19 protein-coding genes and 1 tRNA gene are annotated in these 20,400 nt (G+C 63.8%); all 20 read right to left on the reverse strand.

Annotated features, from left to right (window positions below; translation table 11 throughout):
* A partial coding sequence (locus tag HGB10_07430) for a leucine--tRNA ligase (protein ID NTU71632.1) occupies window positions 1-2,023 on the reverse strand: 2,023 nt, incomplete at its 3' end.
* 148 nt (window positions 2,024-2,171) lie between these two features.
* A tRNA-Ala gene (locus HGB10_07435) sits at window positions 2,172-2,247 on the reverse strand.
* A gap of 103 nt (window positions 2,248-2,350) precedes the next feature.
* The gene (locus tag HGB10_07440; GenBank protein NTU71633.1) at window positions 2,351-3,310 is read right to left on the reverse strand and encodes a DMT family transporter; all 960 of its coding nucleotides are present in this window, start codon (window positions 3,308-3,310) and stop codon (window positions 2,351-2,353) included.
* 3 nt (window positions 3,311-3,313) lie between these two features.
* Window positions 3,314-3,649, reverse strand: a complete 336-nt coding sequence (gene rsfS, locus HGB10_07445; protein NTU71634.1) for a ribosome silencing factor — start codon at window positions 3,647-3,649, stop codon at window positions 3,314-3,316.
* 85 nt (window positions 3,650-3,734) lie between these two features.
* The gene (locus HGB10_07450; protein ID NTU71635.1) at window positions 3,735-4,838 is read right to left on the reverse strand and encodes an LCP family protein; all 1,104 of its coding nucleotides are present in this window, start codon (window positions 4,836-4,838) and stop codon (window positions 3,735-3,737) included.
* Window positions 4,835-5,422, reverse strand: a complete 588-nt coding sequence (locus HGB10_07455; GenBank protein NTU71636.1) for an HD domain-containing protein — start codon at window positions 5,420-5,422, stop codon at window positions 4,835-4,837. Before HGB10_07455 ends, HGB10_07450 begins: the two co-directional genes overlap by 4 nt.
* Window positions 5,419-6,012 (reverse strand): nicotinate-nucleotide adenylyltransferase, encoded by a 594-nt coding sequence (locus HGB10_07460; protein NTU71637.1) that lies wholly within the window; start codon window positions 6,010-6,012, stop codon window positions 5,419-5,421. Before HGB10_07460 ends, HGB10_07455 begins: the two co-directional genes overlap by 4 nt.
* Window positions 6,013-6,035: 23 nt before the next feature.
* Window positions 6,036-7,289, reverse strand: a complete 1,254-nt coding sequence (locus HGB10_07465) for a glutamate-5-semialdehyde dehydrogenase (protein NTU71638.1) — start codon at window positions 7,287-7,289, stop codon at window positions 6,036-6,038.
* Window positions 7,290-7,389: 100 nt separating this feature from the next.
* Complete coding sequence (proB, locus tag HGB10_07470) at window positions 7,390-8,493, reverse strand: glutamate 5-kinase (protein ID NTU71639.1); 1,104 nt, start codon at window positions 8,491-8,493, stop codon at window positions 7,390-7,392.
* Window positions 8,493-9,860, reverse strand: coding sequence for a GTPase ObgE (gene obgE, locus HGB10_07475; GenBank protein NTU71640.1), 1,368 nt, complete (start codon window positions 9,858-9,860; stop codon window positions 8,493-8,495). Before obgE ends, proB begins: the two co-directional genes overlap by 1 nt.
* 127 nt (window positions 9,861-9,987) lie before the next feature.
* Window positions 9,988-10,242: a 50S ribosomal protein L27 gene (rpmA, locus tag HGB10_07480; protein NTU71641.1), complete on the reverse strand. Its 255-nt coding sequence runs from the start codon at window positions 10,240-10,242 to the stop codon at window positions 9,988-9,990.
* A gap of 15 nt (window positions 10,243-10,257) precedes the next feature.
* Window positions 10,258-10,674: a 50S ribosomal protein L21 gene (gene rplU, locus HGB10_07485; protein NTU71642.1), complete on the reverse strand. Its 417-nt coding sequence runs from the start codon at window positions 10,672-10,674 to the stop codon at window positions 10,258-10,260.
* A 113-nt stretch (window positions 10,675-10,787) separates the two neighbouring features.
* Window positions 10,788-12,275, reverse strand: coding sequence for an Rne/Rng family ribonuclease (locus HGB10_07490; protein ID NTU71643.1), 1,488 nt, complete (start codon window positions 12,273-12,275; stop codon window positions 10,788-10,790).
* A 14-nt stretch (window positions 12,276-12,289) separates the two neighbouring features.
* On the reverse strand, window positions 12,290-12,982 hold the full coding sequence (locus HGB10_07495) for a DUF2344 domain-containing protein (protein NTU71644.1): 693 nt from the start codon (window positions 12,980-12,982) through the stop codon (window positions 12,290-12,292).
* The gene (locus tag HGB10_07500; GenBank protein ID NTU71645.1) at window positions 12,975-14,843 is read right to left on the reverse strand and encodes a TIGR03960 family B12-binding radical SAM protein; all 1,869 of its coding nucleotides are present in this window, start codon (window positions 14,841-14,843) and stop codon (window positions 12,975-12,977) included. The genes HGB10_07495 and HGB10_07500 overlap by 8 nt, the downstream gene beginning before the upstream one ends.
* Window positions 14,840-15,889, reverse strand: coding sequence for a DUF697 domain-containing protein (locus HGB10_07505; protein ID NTU71646.1), 1,050 nt, complete (start codon window positions 15,887-15,889; stop codon window positions 14,840-14,842). The genes HGB10_07500 and HGB10_07505 overlap by 4 nt, the downstream gene beginning before the upstream one ends.
* Window positions 15,890-15,908: 19 nt before the next feature.
* Window positions 15,909-17,135 (reverse strand): rod shape-determining protein RodA, encoded by a 1,227-nt coding sequence (gene rodA / locus HGB10_07510; GenBank protein NTU71647.1) that lies wholly within the window; start codon window positions 17,133-17,135, stop codon window positions 15,909-15,911.
* A 3-nt stretch (window positions 17,136-17,138) separates the two neighbouring features.
* Window positions 17,139-18,992: a penicillin-binding protein 2 gene (gene mrdA / locus HGB10_07515; GenBank protein ID NTU71648.1), complete on the reverse strand. Its 1,854-nt coding sequence runs from the start codon at window positions 18,990-18,992 to the stop codon at window positions 17,139-17,141.
* A gap of 51 nt (window positions 18,993-19,043) precedes the next feature.
* Entirely contained in the window at window positions 19,044-19,559 is a 516-nt protein-coding gene (gene mreD, locus HGB10_07520) for a rod shape-determining protein MreD (GenBank protein ID NTU71649.1), read from the reverse strand.
* Window positions 19,556-20,335, reverse strand: a complete 780-nt coding sequence (gene mreC, locus HGB10_07525) for a rod shape-determining protein MreC (GenBank protein NTU71650.1) — start codon at window positions 20,333-20,335, stop codon at window positions 19,556-19,558. Before mreC ends, mreD begins: the two co-directional genes overlap by 4 nt.
* Window positions 20,336-20,400: the final 65 nt, after the last annotated feature.

Here is a 20,400-nt window from a genome sequence, read left to right on the forward strand (position 1 = left end):
CGACACCGCACCCGCCAGCCGCCTCTTGTGCGGACTCGTCGACGAATCGCCAGACGCGCGCGAGGAAGCGGAACATGCCGTCGAGCCCCTCGAAGGACCACTCGAGGTCCTTGTCGGGTGGCGCCATGAACAGGATGTAGGCGCGCAGCGTGTCGCAGCCGTACTTCGCGATCATGTCCTCCGGGGCGACAACGTTGCCCTTGCTCTTGCTCATGGTGGAGCCGTCAAGCTTGACCATTCCCTGCGTCAGCAGATTGGTGAACGGCTCGCGCGCGGTGAGCATGCCCATGTCTGCGAGAACCTTGGTGAAGAATCGTGAGTACAGGAGGTGCAGGATCGCGTGCTCGATGCCGCCGATGTACTGATCGGCCGCCATCCAGTGGTTCGCATTCTCAGCCGAGAACGGAAGGCTGTCGTTCTTCGCATCGGTGTAGCGCAGGTAGTACCAACTGGAGCACGTGAACGTGTCCATCGTATCGGTCTCACGCTTCGCCGCTCCGCCGCACGTGGGGCACGTCGTCTCGTAGAACTCGGGGTGATCGGCGAGCGTCTCGCCCTTGGTGATGTCAATGTCCATCGGCAAGACGACCGGAAGCTCCTCGATCGGCACGGGAACCAGTCCGCATGCAGGGCAGTGCACTGCCGGGATCGGGTTGCCCCAGTAACGCTGACGGCTGATGAGCCAGTCACGCAGGCGGAAGTTGATGGACTCACGCCCGTGGCCGCGCTCGGCAAGCCAGGCGGTCACCGCGTGCATGCCCTCGCTCGCCTTGCCTCCGGCCATGCCTGAGAACTCGCCCGAGTTGACCATGACGCCGGCGCCGCCGTACGCCTCATCCCAGTCGACTTCCTGCGGAACCTCGCCGAGAACATCGACCGAGTAGCTGTCGACCTGATCCTCTCGCACGATGACAGGGATGATCGGCAGCCCATACTGGCGAGCGAACTCGAAGTCGCGCTCGTCGCCAGAGGGTACCGCCATCACGGCGCCGGTGCCGTAGTCCATGAGCACGTAGTCGGCTACCCAGATCGGGACTCGCTGGCCGTTGACCGGGTTCTCCACGTATCGGCCGGTAAAGGCCCCGTGCTTCGTGCGCTCGCCAAGCTGACGTTCGACGGCCGTCTCCCTCGCCGCGGCAGCGACCACCGAGCGAACCGCCTCAGCGGTCGCGTCTGGCTCGCCTGCGATGAGTTCCTCGACGAGCGGGTGCTCGGGCGCCAGCAGGAAGAAGGTGCAGCCGAACAGCGTGTCCGGACGTGTGGTGAACACGGTGATGCGCTCGTCAGTGGGGACGCCGAGCGGGTCGCACAAGGCGAAGTCGACCTCCGCGCCCTCGCTGCGTCCAATCCAGTTCGCCTGCATGGTCTTGACCCGCTCGGGCCAGCCAGGGAGGTCATCGAGATCGTCGAGCAGCTGCTGGGCGTAGTCGGTGATCTTGAAGTACCACTGTTCGAGCTCGCGCTTCACGACCGCGTTCTTGCAGCGCCAGCACACGCCGTCCCCGACCACCTGTTCGTTCGCAAGCACGGTGGCACAGTCCGGACACCAGTTGACCGGCGAGCTCTTGCGCTCGACGAGGCCGCGCTCCCACATCTTCAGGAAGATCCACTGGCCCCAACGGTAGTAGTCGACGTCGCAGCTCTTGACGGTGCGGTCCCAGTCGTAGCTGAATCCCATCCGCTTGAACGACGCCATCTGCTTCTCGATATTGGCGTACGTCCACGTCGCCGGATGCGAGTCGCTCTTGATGGCGGCGTTCTCGGCAGGCAGACCGAAGGCGTCCCACCCGATGGGATGCAAGACCTCGAACCCAGCCATCGAGGCCTGACGCGCAATCACGTCGCCGATGGTGTAGTTGCGGACGTGGCCCATGTGGATATCGCCCGAAGGATACGGGAACATCTCGAGCACGTACTTCTTTGGCTTCCCTGTGTCTTCGCGGGCGTGGTAAAGCCCCTCGCGCTCCCACTCCGACTGCCAGTGCTCTTCGATGCGATGCGGGTCGTAGACGAACTCACTCACGCGGTGGCCTCCATCGGGCTCGCCGGGGACTTGCTGTGCGTACAGGCGATTCTAGCCGAGCAACGCGGCGTTCCCAAACCACGCGACAACCTTCGCCCGAGAAACACGTCAGGCCGGGCATCTGCCCGACCTGCACGGAGAGTTCTAATGGTGGAGCCTAGGGGGATCGAACCCCTGACCTTCTGGCTGCCAGCCAGACGCTCTCCCAGCTGAGCTAAGGCCCCACATCTGGGTGGCCTCTCACGAGGCGCGAGCGCTAGTATACCAGCGGCTTGGGGTCGGTCAACCCCTGCTGAGAGGCGTCCGGATACGCTCAGGTGGTGGCGCTCAGTCCGGCGACGAATCGGAGCGCAGAACAGGAACCGGCATGCCCTCCACGGCCTGCTCGAAGACCATGGCCGCCTTGCCATCGGCACGCACCGCCAGCACCTCTGACAGCACGAGTCCCGTGAACATCGTTGCCGCACCGATCATCTCTCGGAGAGGCCACACGCCTGCGGCGCTCCAGCCGAAGAGTCCCCCGAACGCCGTCTCGGTCACGAGAATCAGCGCCACGCGAGATGGCGGGAGGAGTCGCTGCGCCCACGTCTGCACCACGAACGCCAGCGCAGATGCGAACACACCGGTGATGATGATCGCCCACACGATCGATGTGTCCGTTGGCAGAGGCGCAGACTCCCGGACAAGCGAGATCGCGCCGCAGATCACCGCGACGGTCACGAGCTGGACCAGCGTGAGCGCACTCACGTCGTGCTGCTCCCCCGTCGAACCGAGCACGATCAGATGCAGTGCGTAGATGACGGCGCAGATGACGACGAGCGTGTCCCCGAACACCCATCCGCTCTCAGCACCACCGATTCCCGACAGCACCCAAAGACCGGCAAGCGCCACGGCGCCTCCGAGAATCGTCGACTTCCTTGGCCGTTTCCGAAGGAGCACAGCCTGGAACAACGGTGTGATCACGACGTACAGCCCGGTGATGAATGCAGCGCGAGCCGGCGTGGTTCCAGACGCTCCATCCAGGCCCCATGTCTGGAATATGTAGCCGCCCGCAAGCAGGGAGCCGGCGATGAGACCCGTTCGGAGATTCGCTGCGGTCAGACGCTTGAGTACGCGCGGGTAGAACAGCACGAACGCAGCCGCAGCTACGGCGAAACGCCAGCCGAGGAAGGCGAACATGGGATAGCTCGCGATGGCATCGGCAACGACGACGAATGCCCAGCCCCATATCCCGGCGACGAACAGTAGTGCCGCCTGGGCTCCATACCGCTCGATGAGTTCACGCATGGGCTAGGACTCGACCTGTGTTTCATCAAGCTCGACATCTGCGACCTCGTTGACGATCTCGGGCGCCAGCTCAACCCTCGGCGCGTCTCCCCACAGCTTCTCAAGCCGGTAGAAGTTGCGCTCTGCCGGCTGGAACACGTGGACGACGATGTCGCCGTAGTCGAGCAATATCCATTTGCCCTCGTCAGCGCCTTCGCGGCCAATAGGCTTGATGCGCTCCGACTCGAGCAGCGTCTCCTCGACCTGATCGGCGATGGCCCGTACCTGGATGTTGGTACGACCGGTGGCAATGACGAAGTAATCGGTGACGACGAGCAGCTCGGCCACCTCGATCGCCATGACGTTCTCGGCCTTCTTCTCAGCGGCGGCCTTCGCCGCGAGTATCGCCCACTCCTTGGATGACTTCACGCGCTTCCTCTCACACTCACTTCTTGGTTGGACTGAAATCCTTGCCGATGACAACGATGATGTCGGAGATGTTCTCGTCGGTCCGCCGTTCTTTGACCACCCCGGCGCCCAACACCTCCACGACCTGCTGGCCCTTCTCGATGGGCCCGCGCTGAACGACCACTGTTGTGGTCTTGTACTTGAAGTTGTCGGCATTCTTGGTGTCCACCACGCGGAAACCGCCCCGGATGAGCATCTGGGCCGCGTCGCCGGCTACCCCGGGTGACCCGGCCCCGTTGTACACGATTACGCGGGTGACGTCCGACGTCGCCGCAGGATCCACGCCCCACCAGGCCTGCAACAGATCCGCGACCTCCTGACGCTGCGGCTCGTAGTAGGTCTGAGTGCCGAGCTTGATGGGCTTCACCGGCAGCGGTACGAAGGCGATGCTCTTGGCAGGCACTTCCGCGATAGCCGCCGTCAGGTCGACGCGCTCTTCCGGAGTCAGGCTCGTCGAGGTGATCTGGCTCGCCAGGTCAGCGACCTGTCGATTCTTGACGATAGCCCGGTATGCACTGCCCGGAACCACCACGTAGCGCTTGAAGGGTACCGTCAGATAGTTCGAGATGGCTGTTAGCGACACCTCGGCGCCCGCCGGATAGCTCTCGCCGATACGCTCGAATCCCTGGCCCGGGACCTCGATGAACGCTCCCTCGGGTATGGCGATTCCCAGGATCTGCTTCGCAGTCGGATCGATACGCATCGCGAGGAAGCCGGCCGCCTTGCCGCCGTCATCCCCGATGATGAGCAGGTTCTCGTCGGGCTTGTTGGAGGTCGCATCCGCGGGGTTCTTGCCGGATCCCGATGACCGAAGGCCGCTCCAGCGAGCGATCCCGTTGACCGCCGTGACGACGAGCAAGAGAACGAGTGCGACGCCGACGAGCGCGGTCACCCCGACGGCCAACACATAGCCGAGCCTGCGCGCGACGTCGAACAACCGGTGCCACCAGTTGGCGACTCGATCGGCACGCTCGGCACGCTTGGCCTGCTTCAACGAGCGAGACGCCCGCCGAGAAGAGCGATAGCCCTCGGGGATGCGAGACTCCGGAGTCTGCTTCGAACGCTTCGGAGACTCCGTCATGACGCGCCGCCCTTCGCAACGAGCGCGTTCCAGACGGCAACGGTATCGGGATGAATGTGGCGCCGCGATGAGACAAGATGTGCGAGCGACTGCTGATACGCGGCGGCGAAAAGCTCGCCCAGTTGCGACACTCCGATCAGGCCGCGGAGCCGGTCCACTCCCTCGAATGATCGCTTCGGCTCGATCATATCTGCGACGAACACGATCATGTCGAGGTCCGACATCACGGGTGCGCCAACCGTGTGCTTGGCCACCGCATCGAGTACGGCTTCCGATACCCACGGGAGCGAAGATGCAATGTCCGCCGCAGCGGTCTGTGCGTGGAGCAGACGCGGGGCGACCGAGTGGGTATCCACGGACTCGATTCCCGCCGCCCGCGCCGCGGCACGCAACTCGTCGTCGCTTAGCTCACGATCCCAGTCGTGCAAGAGACCTGCGAGTGCAGCGTCATCCTCCTCGGCGCCATAGGCGCGCGCCAGACCCCGAGCCGTATCAGCCACCCGCTCGCTGTGCGCGAACGATGCCGCTGACAACCGGGCACGCAGGAGCTCTCCTGCCTGCGTGTATGAGGACGCAACGCTCACGAGCCAGCCACCCGATACAGACCATGCTTGTCGATGTACGCGACCACCGATTCGGGTGTCAGGTAGCGGATCGGGCGGCGCGTTCCAACCCGCCGGCGAATGTCAGTCGACGAGATGGCGAGCGCGGGCACCTCGATGTACTCGATTCTGAAGTGGGTCTCAGCGTCTTCGTGCGCCCGCCGAGCTGCCTCGAGGTCGTAACCGGGCCGGGTAACGCCGATGAACGTTGCGAGGTCTGCGATCGTCTCGGCGTCGCGCCATCCCACGATGTCCCATACCGCATCCGCACCTGTGATGAAGAACATCTCAGTCGACGGCGGATTCGCCTCGCGTAACGAGCGAAGCGTGTCCACCGTGTAGGTAAGGCCAGGTCGGTCGACCTCGAGTCGGCTGACATCGAAGTCGGGATTGGACGCCGTCGCGAGCACAGTCATCAAGTAGCGGTCCTCCGCCGGCGTCACGTCCGCGCGGTCCTTGAAAGCCGGGAGCCCCGTCGGCATGAAGAGAACTCGGTCCAGATTGAACTGAACCAAGGCCTCCTCTGCAGTGACGAGGTGACCGAAGTGGATGGGATCGAAGGTCCCGCCCATGATGCCGAGGCGCGCGCCGGTTCTCACTCTCGGATCTGCCCGTTCCCCATCAGCAGGTACTTGGTGGACGTGAGCGCATCGAGACCCATGGGACCGCGCGCATGCAGCTTCTGTGTGGAGATGCCGATCTCCGCGCCGAGGCCGAACTCGCCGCCGTCGGTGAATCGCGTCGAGGCGTTGACGTACACCGAGGAGGCGTCGACTTCGTGCAGGAACCGACGGGACGCCGAGTAGTCTTCCGTGATGATCGCCTCAGAGTGCTTGGTGCCGTACTTGTTGATGTGACGAATCGCCTCGTCGAGCCCCGAGACGACCTTCACCGACATCCGTAGGTCGTGGTATTCAGTGCCCCAGTCAGCCTCAGACGCCGGCTCGATACGGTGTACGGCACCGAGTCCCCGTGTCTTCTCATCAGCGAACATCGTGACGCCGTTGTCCTCAAGTTCCTTGAGGATAGTGGGCAGAACCCGCTCGTAGATGGCATCGTCGATGAGCAGCGACTCGGCTGCGTTGCAGACGCTGGGCCGCTGGCACTTCGCGTTGACGACGATGCGCCGCGCCTTCTCCGCATCGGCAGCCTCGTGGACGTATATGTGACAGTTGCCGGTGCCCGTCTCGATCACCGGTACCTTCGAATTCTCAACGCAGCTACGGATAAGCCCCTCGCCGCCACGCGGAATGAGAACGTCGACGAGGCCGTGCAGGCCCATCAGCTCTTCGGCGGCCGCATGATCCGTCGTCTGGATGCACTGGATGGCTGCCCGAGGCAGACCCGCGCTCTCGGCGGCCTGTGCGAGTACCGACGCGAGGGTGAGATTGCTCTGGTGTGCCATGGAGCCGCCGCGCAAGATGACGGCGTTGCCCGTCTTGACGCACAGACCTGCCGCGTCGGCAGTGACATTCGGTCGCGCCTCATAGATCATCGCAACCACGCCGAGAGGCACGCGCACCTTCGTCAGCTCGATACCGTTGGGCAACGTGTAACCTTCGAGCACCTCGCCGATGGGGTCGGAGAGGATCGATACGGCCTTGAGCGCCTCTGACATCGCCTTGAGGCGGGCCGGCGTCAGCTCGAGCCGATCGAGCAGCCCCGCAGCCACACCCTTCTCGCGAGCCGCCGACATGTCGACCTCATTCGCGGCAATGATCTCCTCCTGCTTCGTCACAAGAGCGTGTGACATCACAAGCAAGGCCCTGTTCCGCTGTTCGGTGGACGTGATCGCCAGCGCTGTCGCAGCGTCCCGTGCGTCCTCGGCAAGTCGACGTACCTCTGACATGTCGCGCTCCCTTGATTCTCCCGATTGAAGGTGCCACTTTGCGCACGTCAATACTATCTCACCCGCCCGCTGCGGCAGCGCACTGCGTGCCGAACGGCGACTAGAGAACCACCATGTGGTCCCGATGAACCACCGGCTTGCCCGCTAAGTGCGGCAGCACCTCAACGGCCTGACCGCTCTTCAGCCCTTTGACGCGATCCAAGTCTTCCGAGGACATCTCAGACAGCCCTCGGGCGACGACGGCGCCGCTTACATCGCAAACAGCTATCGGGTCCCCGGCCGCGAACCGTCCAGATACCGCAACTACTCCCGCTGGGAGCAACGACGTGTTCTTGGTACGAATCGCCTGGCGAGCACCATCGTCAATCACGATCTCACCGGCGGGTTTGCTACCCAAGGCGATCCACAGCTTTCGTGCCCCGATCGAGCCCTCGCCGCCATCGAAGACCGTGCCCACCTGCTTACCGGCGACAGCGTCAACAACGACACCCGCCCGTCTGCCATCGCAGATGACCATGGGAATCCCGGCCTTCATCAGCATCTTGGCGGCGTCGATCTTGGTGGCCATTCCCCCGCTGCCGACGTCCGTTCCGGCGCCGCCGGCCGCTGCAACGAGATCATCGGTGAGCACATCGACCTGCGAGAGGAGCTTTGCCTCGGTCGAGACCCTGGGGTCGGCGTCGTAGAGACCCTCGATGTCGGAGAGCAGCACAACCAGGTCTGCATGCACCATGGTCGCCACCAACGCGGCAAGCGTGTCGTTGTCGCCAAAGCGAATCTCATCGACCGCAACCGTGTCGTTCTCGTTGACCACGGGAACGGCGCCCAGATCCAGAAGCCGTTCGAAGGTGTCGCGCGCATGCAGGAAGGACTCGCGATGGCCGGTATCGTGTCGCGTGAGCAGCACCTGGCCGGCGATGAGTCCCGCCTCGGAGAGGCTGTCCGAATAGACCTCAAGCAGCGCAACCTGCCCAACTGAGGCCGCGGCCTGCAGTCCCGGCATGTCGGAGGGTCGCTGCGCCAGACCGAGTCGCTCGACGCCCGCAGCTATGGCGCCAGAGGTGACGATCACAACCTGCGCGCCACCTCCAGCGAGCTCCCTCACCTGGTCAACGAGTGCGCCGACGTATTCGCGATCGACGCCACCGGACTCACTGGCCAGTGTCGAGGAGCCCACTTTGATCACGATTCGGCGCGCAGCCATCAGCCTTCGCCTCCGGACTGGTCATAATCGTCGTCATCCCACTCATCTTCGATGAACCCGATCTCGGGGTCCCGCTTGAGGGCACTCTCGAAATCGAAGCTGCGGCCGACGATGCGGATCTCGTCGCCGTCAACGGCACCTGCCTCTTCGAGGGCCTTCTCGACCCCCGCCTTGACCAGCCGTTTCTGCAGGAACGCGATGGCTTCCTCGTTGTTCCACTCGGTCATGATGACCATGCGCTCGATGGAGCGCCCCTCGACTTGGAAGACGCCGCCACCCATGTTGCGAACCGAGAACTCTTTGCTCTTGTCGCGACCGTGCGTCCACACCTTGTGGCTGTCGGCGCTGAAGTCACGAACAGCGGAGCTGCGCAGCTCGTGGACGAGCTCTCCCACAGCGAGTATCAGAGAGTCGAGGCCTTTCCCGGTCAGTGCAGACACCTCGAAGTAGCGCGCCCCGTCCGCCTCCGCAGCCGCGCGCATGCGCGCAGATGCTTCCTCGGTGCCGGCGACGTCGGCCTTGTTGCCGACGACCACGCGCGGTCGCGAAGCCAAGTCCTCAGCGTGCAGCTCGAGTTCGCGATTGATGATCGCGTAGTCCTCGAGCGGATCGCGGCTCTCATAGCTGCCGGTCAGGTCGACGACATGAATAATGAGCGCCGTGCGCTCGATGTGCCGCAAGAACGCGTGCCCCAGCCCCTTTCCCTCGCTCGCACCCTCGATCAGTCCGGGTACGTCGGCGGCGACGAACGATCGCTCGCCCGCCTTCACGACGCCAAGGTTGGGAACCAGCGTGGTGAACGGGTAGTCGGCGATCTTCGGACGAGCAGCACTCATACGCGCGATGAGCGAGCTCTTGCCGACACTCGGCATTCCTACGAGCGCCGCGTCGGCCAGGAGCTTCATCTCGAGTTCGATCCAGCGCTCGTATCCGGGCTCGCCGAGTTCAGCGAACGCAGGCGCTCGTCGTGTCGGCGTCACGAAGTGGATGTTGCCGCGCCCCCCGTGACCACCCTGGGCGACCACGATACGCTGCATCGGGACGGTCAAGTCGCCGAGGACGTCACCGGTTTCCGCATCACGCACGATCGTACCGAGCGGAACCTTGAGCACGAGCTCATCACCGCGCGCACCGTGCAGCTTCTGGCCCTTGCCGTGGGTTCCGCGGCCAGCCTTGAAGTGATGCTTGAATCGGTAATCGATCAGCGAGGAGACGGCGGGGTCTGCCTCAAGAACGACGTCAGCACCGCGGCCGCCGTCACCGCCGTCAGGACCGCCTCGGGGCACGTGGGCCTCTCGGCGGAAGGACATGCATCCTGCACCGCCGTCTCCGGCCTTTACGTGGATCTTTACCTCGTCGATAAACACGTGAAGCACTCGCTCCCTGCGGCTTGAACCGCCGCTGTCATTCTAAACGAACGAACCCCCCGCCCGAGATCAGGACGGAGGGCTCGCGACTGAGCGTCATTTGGAGAAACGTCGTCGGTCGGGGCCCTTAAGCCTCGAACGGTCGCACGTGAACGCGACGCTTCAGACCGTGCGTGAACTGCACGGTACCGGCCGTCAGCGCGAACAGCGTATCGTCACCGCCACGACCGACGTTGTCGCCGGGGTGGATGTGGGTACCGCGCTGACGCACGATGATGGTGCCTGCGTTGACCTCTTGGCCGGCGAACCGCTTGACGCCGAGGCGCTTGGCCTTGGAGTCGCGACCGTTCTTTGTGGAGCCGAGGCCCTTCTTGTGTGCCATTTCTCGATCTCTCCCTTACTCCTGCTCGGCGGCGGGTGCGTCGACGGCGACGGGCTCCGCGGGAGCCTCGACCTTCTCGGCGGCCTTCTTGGCAGGGGCCTTCTTCGCCTTGGGCTTCTCAGCCGCAGCGGAGATGTCGGTGATACGGACCTTCGTCAGGTTCTGACGATGACCCTTGAGGCGCTTGTAGCCCTTACGCTTCTTGAACTTGAAGATGATGGCCTTCTCGCCCTTGAACTGCTCGATGACCTCAGCGGTCACCTTTGCGGTAGCGAGCACGGTCGGATCGACGGTGATCTCTTCACCATCAGCCAGGAAAATGACGTCGAATGTGACGCTCTCGCCAACAGCGGCGTCGAGCTTCTCAACAGTGACGACGTCGCCGGCTGCGACCTTGAGCTGCTTGCCGCCGGTGGCAACGATTGCGTACATGCGGGAACCTTCCACTCGTTCGAATGCGCGAGGAAGTATGCTAGCAGGGACGATAGCCAGCGTCAACGCGCAAACGCGCTTTCCACGGTACCGGGCGTATCCCTCGGCTGACCCTAGTCGAACGAACGCCTGAGAAGCCCGGTCTTGCCCTCTATCAGGATGCGCACCTCCGTCGGCGCACACTCCTCGTCAGGGACGATCGACACCTGCCGACCGGTCTCGGCCCGCAGCGATGCGGCGGTGTTAAGGCCCGGAGCAGTCACAAGCTCGTACGTCTGCGGGTTGAGCCCGAATAGATACGCGTTCGACTTGCCCGTGCGCAGTATCTCGCGCATCCGCCGCTCAACTGCGATGCGCCGGGTCGTGCGCGAAACGACTCGCCCTTCCCCGCCACAGTGCGGGCACGGCTCCGTGAGGACGCCGTAGAGACCGTCTGTGACGTTCTTGCGTGTGATCTCGACGAGGCCGAGCTTGGACACATCGCTCATCCGGGTCTTTGTTCGATCTCTGGCCAGAGCAGCGGCTACGCGTTGCTGCAGCAGAGTCCGGTGCGGTGCGTCCTCCATGTCGATGAAGTCGACGACGATGATCCCGCCGATGTCGCGCAGCCGGAGCTGACGAACAGTCTCATCGGCCGCCTCTAGATTCGTCCGAAGAATGGTCTCCTCGAGATTCTTCCTTCCAACAAAGCGGCCGGTGTTGACGTCCACGGCGGTGAGAGCCTCGGTCTTGTCGATCGTCAGATAGCCGCCGCTGGGCAGTGGGACGGTCCGCCGCAGGGCAGAATCGATCGTGGGCTGCAGGCCGAACGCCTCGAACAGGGACGCTCTTTCTCGGTAGAGCTGCACGAGCTTGACCAGATCCGGCGACGTCTTCTTGAGGAACGAAGTGACCTTCTCAAACGTCGACTTGTCGTCGATGGTCATGCGCCGGAACTCGCTGGAGAAGACGTCGCGAACCAGCCGGAGCGAAAGGTCCATCTCGGTGTAGATGACCTCGGGCGCGAGAGCCTCCGTCGACTGATGGTTCACACGCTTCCAGAGCCGCAGCAGGAACTCGAGATCGTTGATGAGATCGCGCTCGGATGCCCCCTGTGCCACCGTTCGGACGATCACGCCCATCTTGCCCGGCACGTGACGGTGGATGATCTCGTGGAGCCTGTCACGCTCGGTCTCCGGCAGGCGCTTGCTCACGCCCACGAACTCGGAAAACGGCATCAGCACGAGAAAGCGTCCGGGCAGCGATACCTCGGTGGTCACTCGCGCGCCCTTGGTGCCCATCGCATCCTTGATGACCTGCACCATGATCTGTTGCCCCGGCCTGAGCAGGGACTGGATGTCGCGCTTGGGCACGCCATCGACGCCGTCCGGCGCGATGACCTCATCGACGTAGAGGAAGGCGTTCTTCTCCAGGCCGATATCGACGAATGCCGCCTGCATCCCAGGCAGCACGTCAGACACCTTGCCCAGGTAGACGTTGCCTACGACACTGCGTTTTGGACGCTCGATGTAGAGCTCAACGAGTTCCCGGTCTTCAAGCATTGCGACTCGGGTCTCGTTGTTGTCGTGCGAGATAAGCATCTCGCGAGTTGGTTCAGCCACGAAGGGCCCTCCCGTTACACGGGACGCACCCAGACCCCTTCCGGTGTCTCGATCAAGGTGTCTGTGCGCGTCGTGTGCAAAACGGTCGCATCGACGGATGCGGTCTCGAGGGCACGAACGACGAGCAACTCCGGGCGGAGCGAGCCTTGTGAGCCCATTCGAACGGTCACGTCAACGACGCTCCCGTCCTCGCGATCCCTGACACGCGCCTCTTCCGGGAGGCTGCGCGCTAGATCGAAAACCTTGTGCTTGCCCTTGTGCTCAACTTCGAAAGTACCCGCACTGACCACACTCTCAAGCGCCGTCCGCACGTTCTCGGTCGATGACTCCTTTCCTTCGATCGCCACTTCATATCGTGCGATGGTGATCGCCGCGGTCAAGGAGGGCTCCTTCTCGCCGACGAAGCGCGCCAGGTTGGGCGCCAAGTCCGCAGGAGCGCAAGCCGCAAGAACCCCCAAAGCATCTTCTACCCCAGTGTACCGCGTGAGCCACACGTCGAGGTACTCGTTTTCGCCGGCGGTGCCGACAGGTAGCGCGGGACCGAACGCGACCTTCATATGCGGGCTGAACCCCCGTGTGAGCGCGTAAGGGAGTCCTGCTCGGCGAATGATCCGCTCGAGGGCATGGACGATCTCCAGATGCGACAACCATCGCAGGCGTCCGACCTTGCCGTAGCGGACCCTGAGTCGGAACTCACCCTCAGCCACGGGCCACACCTCCCAGCACGATGTCGACACCGAGGTCCTGGCATACGTCGCAACCGGCGCACGACTCAAAGCTGCAGTCAGGCGTCAGCTCTCCGGTGAGCGCACGCTCGCGTTCGCGCAGCAAGTAGCGCTTCGAGACACCTGCCGAGATGTGGTCCCACGGTAGCGGCTCGGCAGGCGTTCGCTCGCGGTTCGCGATCGAAGCGGGTTCGATCCCGCAGGCTTCGAACGCCGCGGCCCATCGGCTCGGGTTGAAGCGCTCTGTCCATGCATCGAAGGTGGCGCCATCACGCCACGCTGCCTCGATCACGTCAGCGACCTCGCGACCGCCACGCGCCATCACACCTTCGAGGAATGACACGTCCGAGTCATGCCAGTGCAACTCAACGCCCTTGCGCGGCATCGACTCGCGCAGTACCGACTGGCGCCGACGCACCTCCTCCAGTGGAAGTTGGGCATCCCACTGAAACGGCGTCTGCGCCTTGGGTACGAACGTCGAGACGGAGACGGCGACGCGAAGCCCGCCCCGTTGTGCCGGCGGCGTAGCCTCACGAGCGACGCGGAACACACGTCCCACCAGCTCACCGATGCCACGGACGTCGTCATCAGTCTCTGTCGGCAAGCCGATCATGAAGTACAGCTTGACGCGCCTCCAGCCGGCCTCAAACGCGCGCTGAACGCTTCCGAGCAGGTCCTCCTCGGTGACGTTCTTGTTGATGACGTCGCGCATGCGTTGCGTGCCCGCCTCAGGAGCCAGCGTAAGGCCGCTCTTCTTCCCGCCGGCCGATACGAGCCGGGCCATCTCGACGCCGAATGCGTCGACGCGCAGAGACGGAAGGCTCACCGATACCCCGGTGCCCTCAAGGCGGCGCTGGAGCCTGCGCAAGACCTCCTCGAGCTGGCTGTGGTCGGTGGTCGAGAGCGAGGTCAGCGAGACCTCGTCGTAGCCGGTGCATGCGAGTCCCGCGAGTACGTCTCGGACGATCGGGTCAGCGCTGCGCTCGCGCACGGGGCGATACACCATACCCGCCTGACAGAAGCGACAGCCTCGCGTGCAGCCACGCAGCACCTCCACTCCGAACCGGTCATGCACCACGTCCATGAACGGCACGATCGGCGCGGTCGGGGGCCGGTGCGCATCGAGGTCCGCGAGTACGCGCTTTGTGACGACGTCAGGAGCACCAGGAACCGCCGAGACGCCGATGAAGGCGCCATCAGCGTCGTACTCGGGCCGGTAGAGCGCGGGCACGTAAACTCCAGGGACCGCAGAGAGCGCCATGAGCGTGGCTGCCCTATCGAGGCCGGACTGCTTCGCGGCCCGGTGCGCAGCGACGATGTCAGCTACGGCTTCCTCCCCTTCGCCGACGAGTACGGCGTCGAAGAACGGTGCAAACGGCTCGGGGTTGAAGGCCGACGGCCCACCACCGATGACCAAAGGATGCGCCTCGGTTCGCTCGGACGCCCGTATCGGAAGGCCGGCGAGATCGAGAACCTCAAGGATGTTGGAGTAGGTGAGCTCGTAGGGAACGGTTATCCCGATGAGGTCGAACTCGGACAGCGCGGTGCACGACTCGAGTGAAAACAGTGGGACGCCGGCATCGCGCATCGCCGTACTCATGTCGAGCCACGGGAGATACGCCCTCTCCGCGACGACCGCCGGCAGTCCATTGAGAGTGGCGTAGAGAATCGCTATCGCCTGATTGGCCTGGCCGATCTCGTAGGTATCGGGATACACCAATGCGGCGCGATAGTCGGCACCCGGTTGGTGCACGGCGTTCCACTCGCGATCGATATAGCGCGCCGGGCGCTCGACGGAAGCGAGTAGTCGCTCAACCTGCGGCCAAAGGCCGCCGTTCGTCATGCGCCGATCTCCGACGGCAGCTCGGGATCTGCCGGGACAGCTGGCGCCGGCGTCACCTCGGGCAACGCAGCGACCGGGGCACTCGGAGCGGGCTCGCCTTCGACGACCACGTACGCGTGAGCGGGGATGGGCTCCTCAGATTCGGGGCCGCCTGTGATGCGACCTTTGGTGCGAACCGCAGCGTCGACCGCCTTGTCCCGAGCTTCCTTCAGCTTCTCACCGAGGCCCGAGAGGTCAGCGCCACCTTCGAAGTACTCGATGGCGGCATAACCCATGGCGAGCGTTCCGCTGTAGCCCACCGCTCCCTTGATCGCCCACCCGATACCCGGAATGAAGTCGAGGAACTGCCGTGCGATTGCACGCATCGTGAACGCGCCGCCAACCACCGCAGCCAACTCCTTGATGCGCTCGGCTCCGAGCGGGACGCCGTAGGCGGCGGCGATCTGGAGAACCATCTTCGCCTGATTCGCCGTCATGATCGGCAGGTCGGCGCCGGGAATGATGGCCACGGCACCGATCACACCGTTCTGGAACGACGTCGCCTTGACCGCCTCCATCGCCACCGCCCTACGCACGAGGGAGAAGTTGGATGCCAGCGCCAAGCGCTTACTGCTGACGCGGTCGGCGAGCCACGCACCGAGGCGCACGGTGATGTCGTCCACAGCGTTGTCGGCGATCGTATCGAGGATCGGATGGGCCAGGCGGCGCGAGGCGATATCCGCGTGTTCGCCGAGGGCAAGCACGACCGTGGGAACGAACTTCTCGCGGCTCGCGGCGATGGATGTCGCCAGGGTGGTTCCGGGCCCGGTAATCGCAATCACAGCGTCTGCGGCGTCGTCGATGATGAGCGTCTCGCCCGGCGCGCACGCCTCAACGTGCAGACGCGCACGCGACGTCTGGGGGCGCAGCGCCTCTCGGATGGCTTCGACCAGCTCGTCGGGCGCCTCGACGTCCACGAAGACCGCGACGCGAACCTCGCGCTCCCGCTCCTCGGATATCTTCGCACCCGAACTCATGATGTCTCTGGGATCGATCGGGAGTCTCATGTTGATTTCCCCTCGGGTGTCAGATTCCGGGCACGCCTTGTCGGCGAGTCCATACGGACAGAAGCATACCCACAGCGGCCATGTTGGTGACCATGAACGATGAACCGAAGCTCATGAACGGCAACGGAATGCCGGTGATAGGCATCAACCCCATCGTCATCCCCATGTTCTCAAGAATCTGAAAGGTCCACATGGAGATGACGCCGGCAACGATGAGCGACCCAAGCAGGTCGCGGGATTGTGCAGCGATCTCAAGCGCCGTGACGAGCAGCGCAAGATACAGGCCGAGCAGAAGCAGGCCACCCATGAATCCGAGTTGCTCGCCGGTGACCGAGAAGATGAAGTCGGTGTGCGGCTCCGGCAGGAACCGTAGGTTGCTCTGAGTGCTTCGGTCCTTGAGCCCTTTGCCCGTCAGTTCGCCGGATCCGATGGCGATCTTGGACTGCTCCAGGTTGTAGCCAGCACCCGATGGGTCCCTCGACGGGTCGAGGAACACCAAGAGACGGTTGATCTGGTAGCGCTTGATGAGAACGCTGTTATCGCTGACCGCATTGAGTTGGTCAGCAGAGCCCGATGCGACAGCAGCGATGTAGGCCGGATCGTAGTTGCCGCGATGCAGGGTGCGGTTAAGGGCCTCGTTGACCCCGAACAACATGCCCACCAACAATGCGCCTGCGATCGCGAGAACGAGAAACCAGCGCGGCTTGAGTCCACCGATCAGTAGCATGCCGGCGGTGATCGCCACGAAGACCATGCCTGTCCCGAGGTCGGGCTGAAGCAGAATCAGCCCCAGCGGTATCGCAAGGATGCCGAGCACCTTGAGCAGGTCCCGCCCGTGCTCGATCTTGCCTTTGTAGCTCGCTATGACCACAGCCATGATCATGATCGTCACGAGCTTGGCGGGCTCAGACGGCTGGAACAATCGAATGCCGCCGAGGGCAAGCCATGACGTCGCACCCTTGGCTGTCGTGCCGAGTCCGGGAATCTTGGGCGACAGGATCAGCAACGCATCGAGGATGAGCAGAGGCCCGACCCAACCCGCGACCTTGCGGTAGTCGAATGCCCACGCCACACCCAGAGGCACGAGCCCGATCGCTAGGCCGATGAGATGGCGCCGAAACAGGCCGGGACCGCCCGTCATGCCGGCCGTCGCTGATTGCACCATCACCGCGCCGTAGACCGACAGCAGGGAAACGACGCCAATGAGCGGCCAGTTGATGAACCACAGTCGCGAGCGCTCGTTCAACGGCTACCTCGACCTGTCCGTCGCGGTCACGTGCGTCACACGCTCGCCGAGCAGCGCTGCGAGGATCTGACGCGTCGCAGGCCCGGCCACCGAACCGCCGTGACCTCCCTGTTCGACGACGACCGCGACGCAGTACTTCGGCTTGGATGCGGGCGCGAAGGCAACGAACCAGGCGAGGTCGTCTTTGCCGTAGACCTGGGCTGTTCCGGACTTGCCGGCGACGGCAATTGGGAACGAACGGAATGCGCTTCGCGCGGTACCGCTCTCAGTGACCATGACGAGAGCCGTCTTCATGGTGGACAGGTTCGTCTTGGAGGTCTTGGTCCTGAACGCGATTTCAGGCTTCGCCTTCAGCACGGGCTTGCCGTCGGGCCCAAGAACCTGCTTCAAGACGTGCGGCTTCATGACGTTGCCGCCGTTAGCGATACCTGCATACGCGTTGGCGACCTGCAGAGGCGTAACGAGCAGGTCGCCCTGACCGATGGCCAGGTTGACGGTGTCGCCCGGAAGCCAGCGCTGCATCTCGGGGTAGTTCTCGTTGTACGCGGACTTCCACTTGGCATCGGGAACTCTGCCTGCCGCTTCGCCCGGCAGGTCGATGCCACTGTCCGAGCCAAATCCAAACTTTCGAGCGAACGCCTGCAGCTTCTCGCCCTTCATCTTGTAGAAGCGATAGCCGACGTTGTAGAAGTACACGTCGCATGAGTCCTGCACGGCCTCGTAGAAGCTCTCATAACCGTGGCCCGAGTGGTTCCAGCACCACTTCGGCCACTGCTTGCCCATGTCCGTCCAACGACCGCCGCAGCTGTAGGTGGTGTAGGGCCGAATGACCCCGTCCTCGAGGCCTGCAAGGCCGGTCATTGCCTTGAACGTCGACGCCGCCGGGTACTGTGCCTGGATGGCGCGGTTGGTCAGCGGGTACTCGGACTTGGGATCGTTGAGTCGCTTCCACGTCTTCTCCGGCACCCCGCCGAGAAACGCCTTCGGGTCGTAGGTGGGCAGACTCGCCATGGCGAGGACTTCGCCGGTCTTGATGTCGATGGCGACAGCCGCACCCGCGCGGGCTTTGGGGAAGCTCTGCCCGTGTGCGTCGTCCATCGCCTGAGCAAGCGCGGCCTCGGTGACCTTCTGGACGCGGGAATCGATTGTCAGCTTGACGTCTCGCCCAGCGACCGGAGCAATGTCCTCAATGACGCGATGAGCGGTGCCGCGCGCGTCGACCTCCAGCAGACGCCGGCCGCGGTCGCCCTGCAAGACACTCTCGAACTGCGCCTCTGCGCCCGCCTTGCCGACGATGTCGCCCGGCACCAGTGTGCTGCCCTCGCCGTTGAGCTCAGCGTCGTTCGCCTCACCCGTGTAGCCGAGCACATGAGCGGCGAGTGCCCCCTGTGGATAGCGGCGCACCGCCTGTACCCGCACCTCAACACCCGGAAACTCATCCGAATGCTCTTCGATATACGCGACGGCCTTCATGGGAACATCGATGGCGATGGTTCGCGGCGTGAGCGCCGATTCTTTGACGCTGGCCAGGCGTTCCTTGATGTCGGAAACCGGCACCGACAACGTGATCGAGAGCCGGTTAAGCAACGTGGTGTCTTCCGATGCCGACGGCAAGACGAGTACGGCCTTGGTGGCCCGGTTACTGACCAGCGGCTTGCCGTTGCGATCGAGGATCCGACCTCGTGGCGCCTCAACAGTGACCTCGCGAACCCGGTTCTCGTCCGACTGGTCGGTGTAGGCGGCACCCTGAAGCACCTGCATGGACCATAGGCGCGTCAGCAGGAGCCCGAGCACCAGAAGGACGATGATCCCCAGTGCGGCGAAGCGCGGTTTGAGTTCTTGGCGGAAACTGCTCAATCGAGGTTCACGCTCCGGTTCGGTACGTTGTCACGGCAGTAGTAGAGCGCCCTACGCCAATCGGCGGAAGGTGGTCATGCCGCTGTCCCGGCGCAAGATGCGCGCCAACCATGGGTAGACGATCATTGCCAGCGCCGTATTGTAGGCCGCTGCCGGTAGAGATTTCGTGATGAACGTCTGCAGAAACGGTCCGCCTACGCCGAGCACACCGAGTATCAAGCCGTACGCGACCTCGGCTCCGAGGGCGGCAACGCCGAGCACGGTGATCGGCAGAAGCCACCCCTCCGCGAACAGATTCTCGTGCAAGAGGCCGGCCAGGTGCCCGGTCACAGCAAGCACGAGCGCCATCGGACCGACCGGACCCGAGCCGAGCAGGTCGAAGATCAGTCCACACGCGAATCCCGCGCTCGACCCCGCGCTCGGACCTTCGACAAGTGCCAAGGTGATGACGACGAGCAGCAGGAAGTTGGGCGTCACGCCACCAATCGACATGTACGGAGCGAGACTCGCCTGGAGCAGCGCGGCCACCGCAACCGCCCCGATGCTGGGCAGGAACTGCCTCATCATTCACCTACTCCCAGGTCGGTCTGCGGGACGGTACCAATCAACACCAGAACCTCTTCGAGACCGGCGAGACCACTCGAAGGTGCCAGCTCTATCTCCGGGAAGAGGTCCGCAGCGCCCTTCTTGACCCTCGTGACCTCGCCGACGATGAGCCCCTTGGGGAACACACCGCCGATACCGGACGTGATCACAACATCACCGGCACGGGCGGTGGTAGCCGTGCTCACGTAGTCAAACGTGAGATCGCCGGTGATTGAACCCTTGACGATGCCCTCTGCCCGGCTCGACTGCAGCATGCCTGCGACCCCGGAATTGGGGTCGGTGATGAGTCGCACCCGAGCCGACTGTGCTGTCACATCAACAGTCTGGCCGAGCAGGCCGGCCGGGCCCACAACCGGCATCCCGGCCTTCACGCCGTCGTCCGTACCCCTGTCGATGGTGATGACACCCTCCCACGAGTTGGTGGGACGACCTATGACTTTCGCGCCGATAGACTGGGTCTTGGTGGCCTCAACGAACGCCACGATGCCCTTGAGTCTGACGTTCTCCAGCCGCGCTTCTTCAAGCTCGGACACGCGTTTGCGCAGTTCGTCGTTTTGCGACCTGAGCGTTTCGAGCTGGCTGCGCGAAACGCCGAGATCCGATGCCCAGGCGAAGACCCGGCGAGCGGGGCGCGTAGTGAACTCGCCGACGGCTCCGACCGGAGCCGCCATCGCGTGGACGGTGCTCTGAATCCGGTGAACCGGGCCCGTAGCGCTCTCCCGGAACCATGCGGTCATGAACACGATGGAAAGCACGACGAAAGCGATGATGAGCCCAGGACGGGCTGACGGCTTCTCGGGGT

The organism is Coriobacteriia bacterium (assembly GCA_013334745.1).
Lineage (GTDB): Bacteria > Actinomycetota > Coriobacteriia > Anaerosomatales > JAAXUF01 > JAAXWY01.

Bases quoted from the DNA above. Each gene is read 5' to 3' on its own strand.
- HGB10_07440 (NTU71633.1), bottom strand. From the start codon at position 3,310: ATGCGTGAACTCATCGAGCGGTATGGAGCCCAGGCGGCACTACTGTTC.
- rsfS (NTU71634.1), bottom strand. From the start codon at position 3,649: ATGGCGATCGAGGTGGCCGAGCTGCTCGTCGTCACCGATTACTTCGTC.
- HGB10_07450 (NTU71635.1), bottom strand. From the start codon at position 4,838: ATGACGGAGTCTCCGAAGCGTTCGAAGCAGACTCCGGAGTCTCGCATC.
- HGB10_07460 (NTU71637.1), bottom strand. From the start codon at position 6,012: ATGGGCGGGACCTTCGATCCCATCCACTTCGGTCACCTCGTCACTGCA.
- HGB10_07465 (NTU71638.1), bottom strand. From the start codon at position 7,289: ATGTCAGAGGTACGTCGACTTGCCGAGGACGCACGGGACGCTGCGACA.
- proB (NTU71639.1), bottom strand. From the start codon at position 8,493: ATGGCTGCGCGCCGAATCGTGATCAAAGTGGGCTCCTCGACACTGGCC.
- rpmA (NTU71641.1), bottom strand. From the start codon at position 10,242: ATGGCACACAAGAAGGGCCTCGGCTCCACAAAGAACGGTCGCGACTCC.
- rplU (NTU71642.1), bottom strand. From the start codon at position 10,674: ATGTACGCAATCGTTGCCACCGGCGGCAAGCAGCTCAAGGTCGCAGCC.
- HGB10_07500 (NTU71645.1), bottom strand. From the start codon at position 14,843: ATGACGAACGGCGGCCTTTGGCCGCAGGTTGAGCGACTACTCGCTTCC.
- HGB10_07505 (NTU71646.1), bottom strand. From the start codon at position 15,889: ATGAGACTCCCGATCGATCCCAGAGACATCATGAGTTCGGGTGCGAAG.
- mreD (NTU71649.1), bottom strand. From the start codon at position 19,559: ATGATGAGGCAGTTCCTGCCCAGCATCGGGGCGGTTGCGGTGGCCGCG.
- mreC (NTU71650.1), bottom strand. From the start codon at position 20,335: ATGACCGCATGGTTCCGGGAGAGCGCTACGGGCCCGGTTCACCGGATT.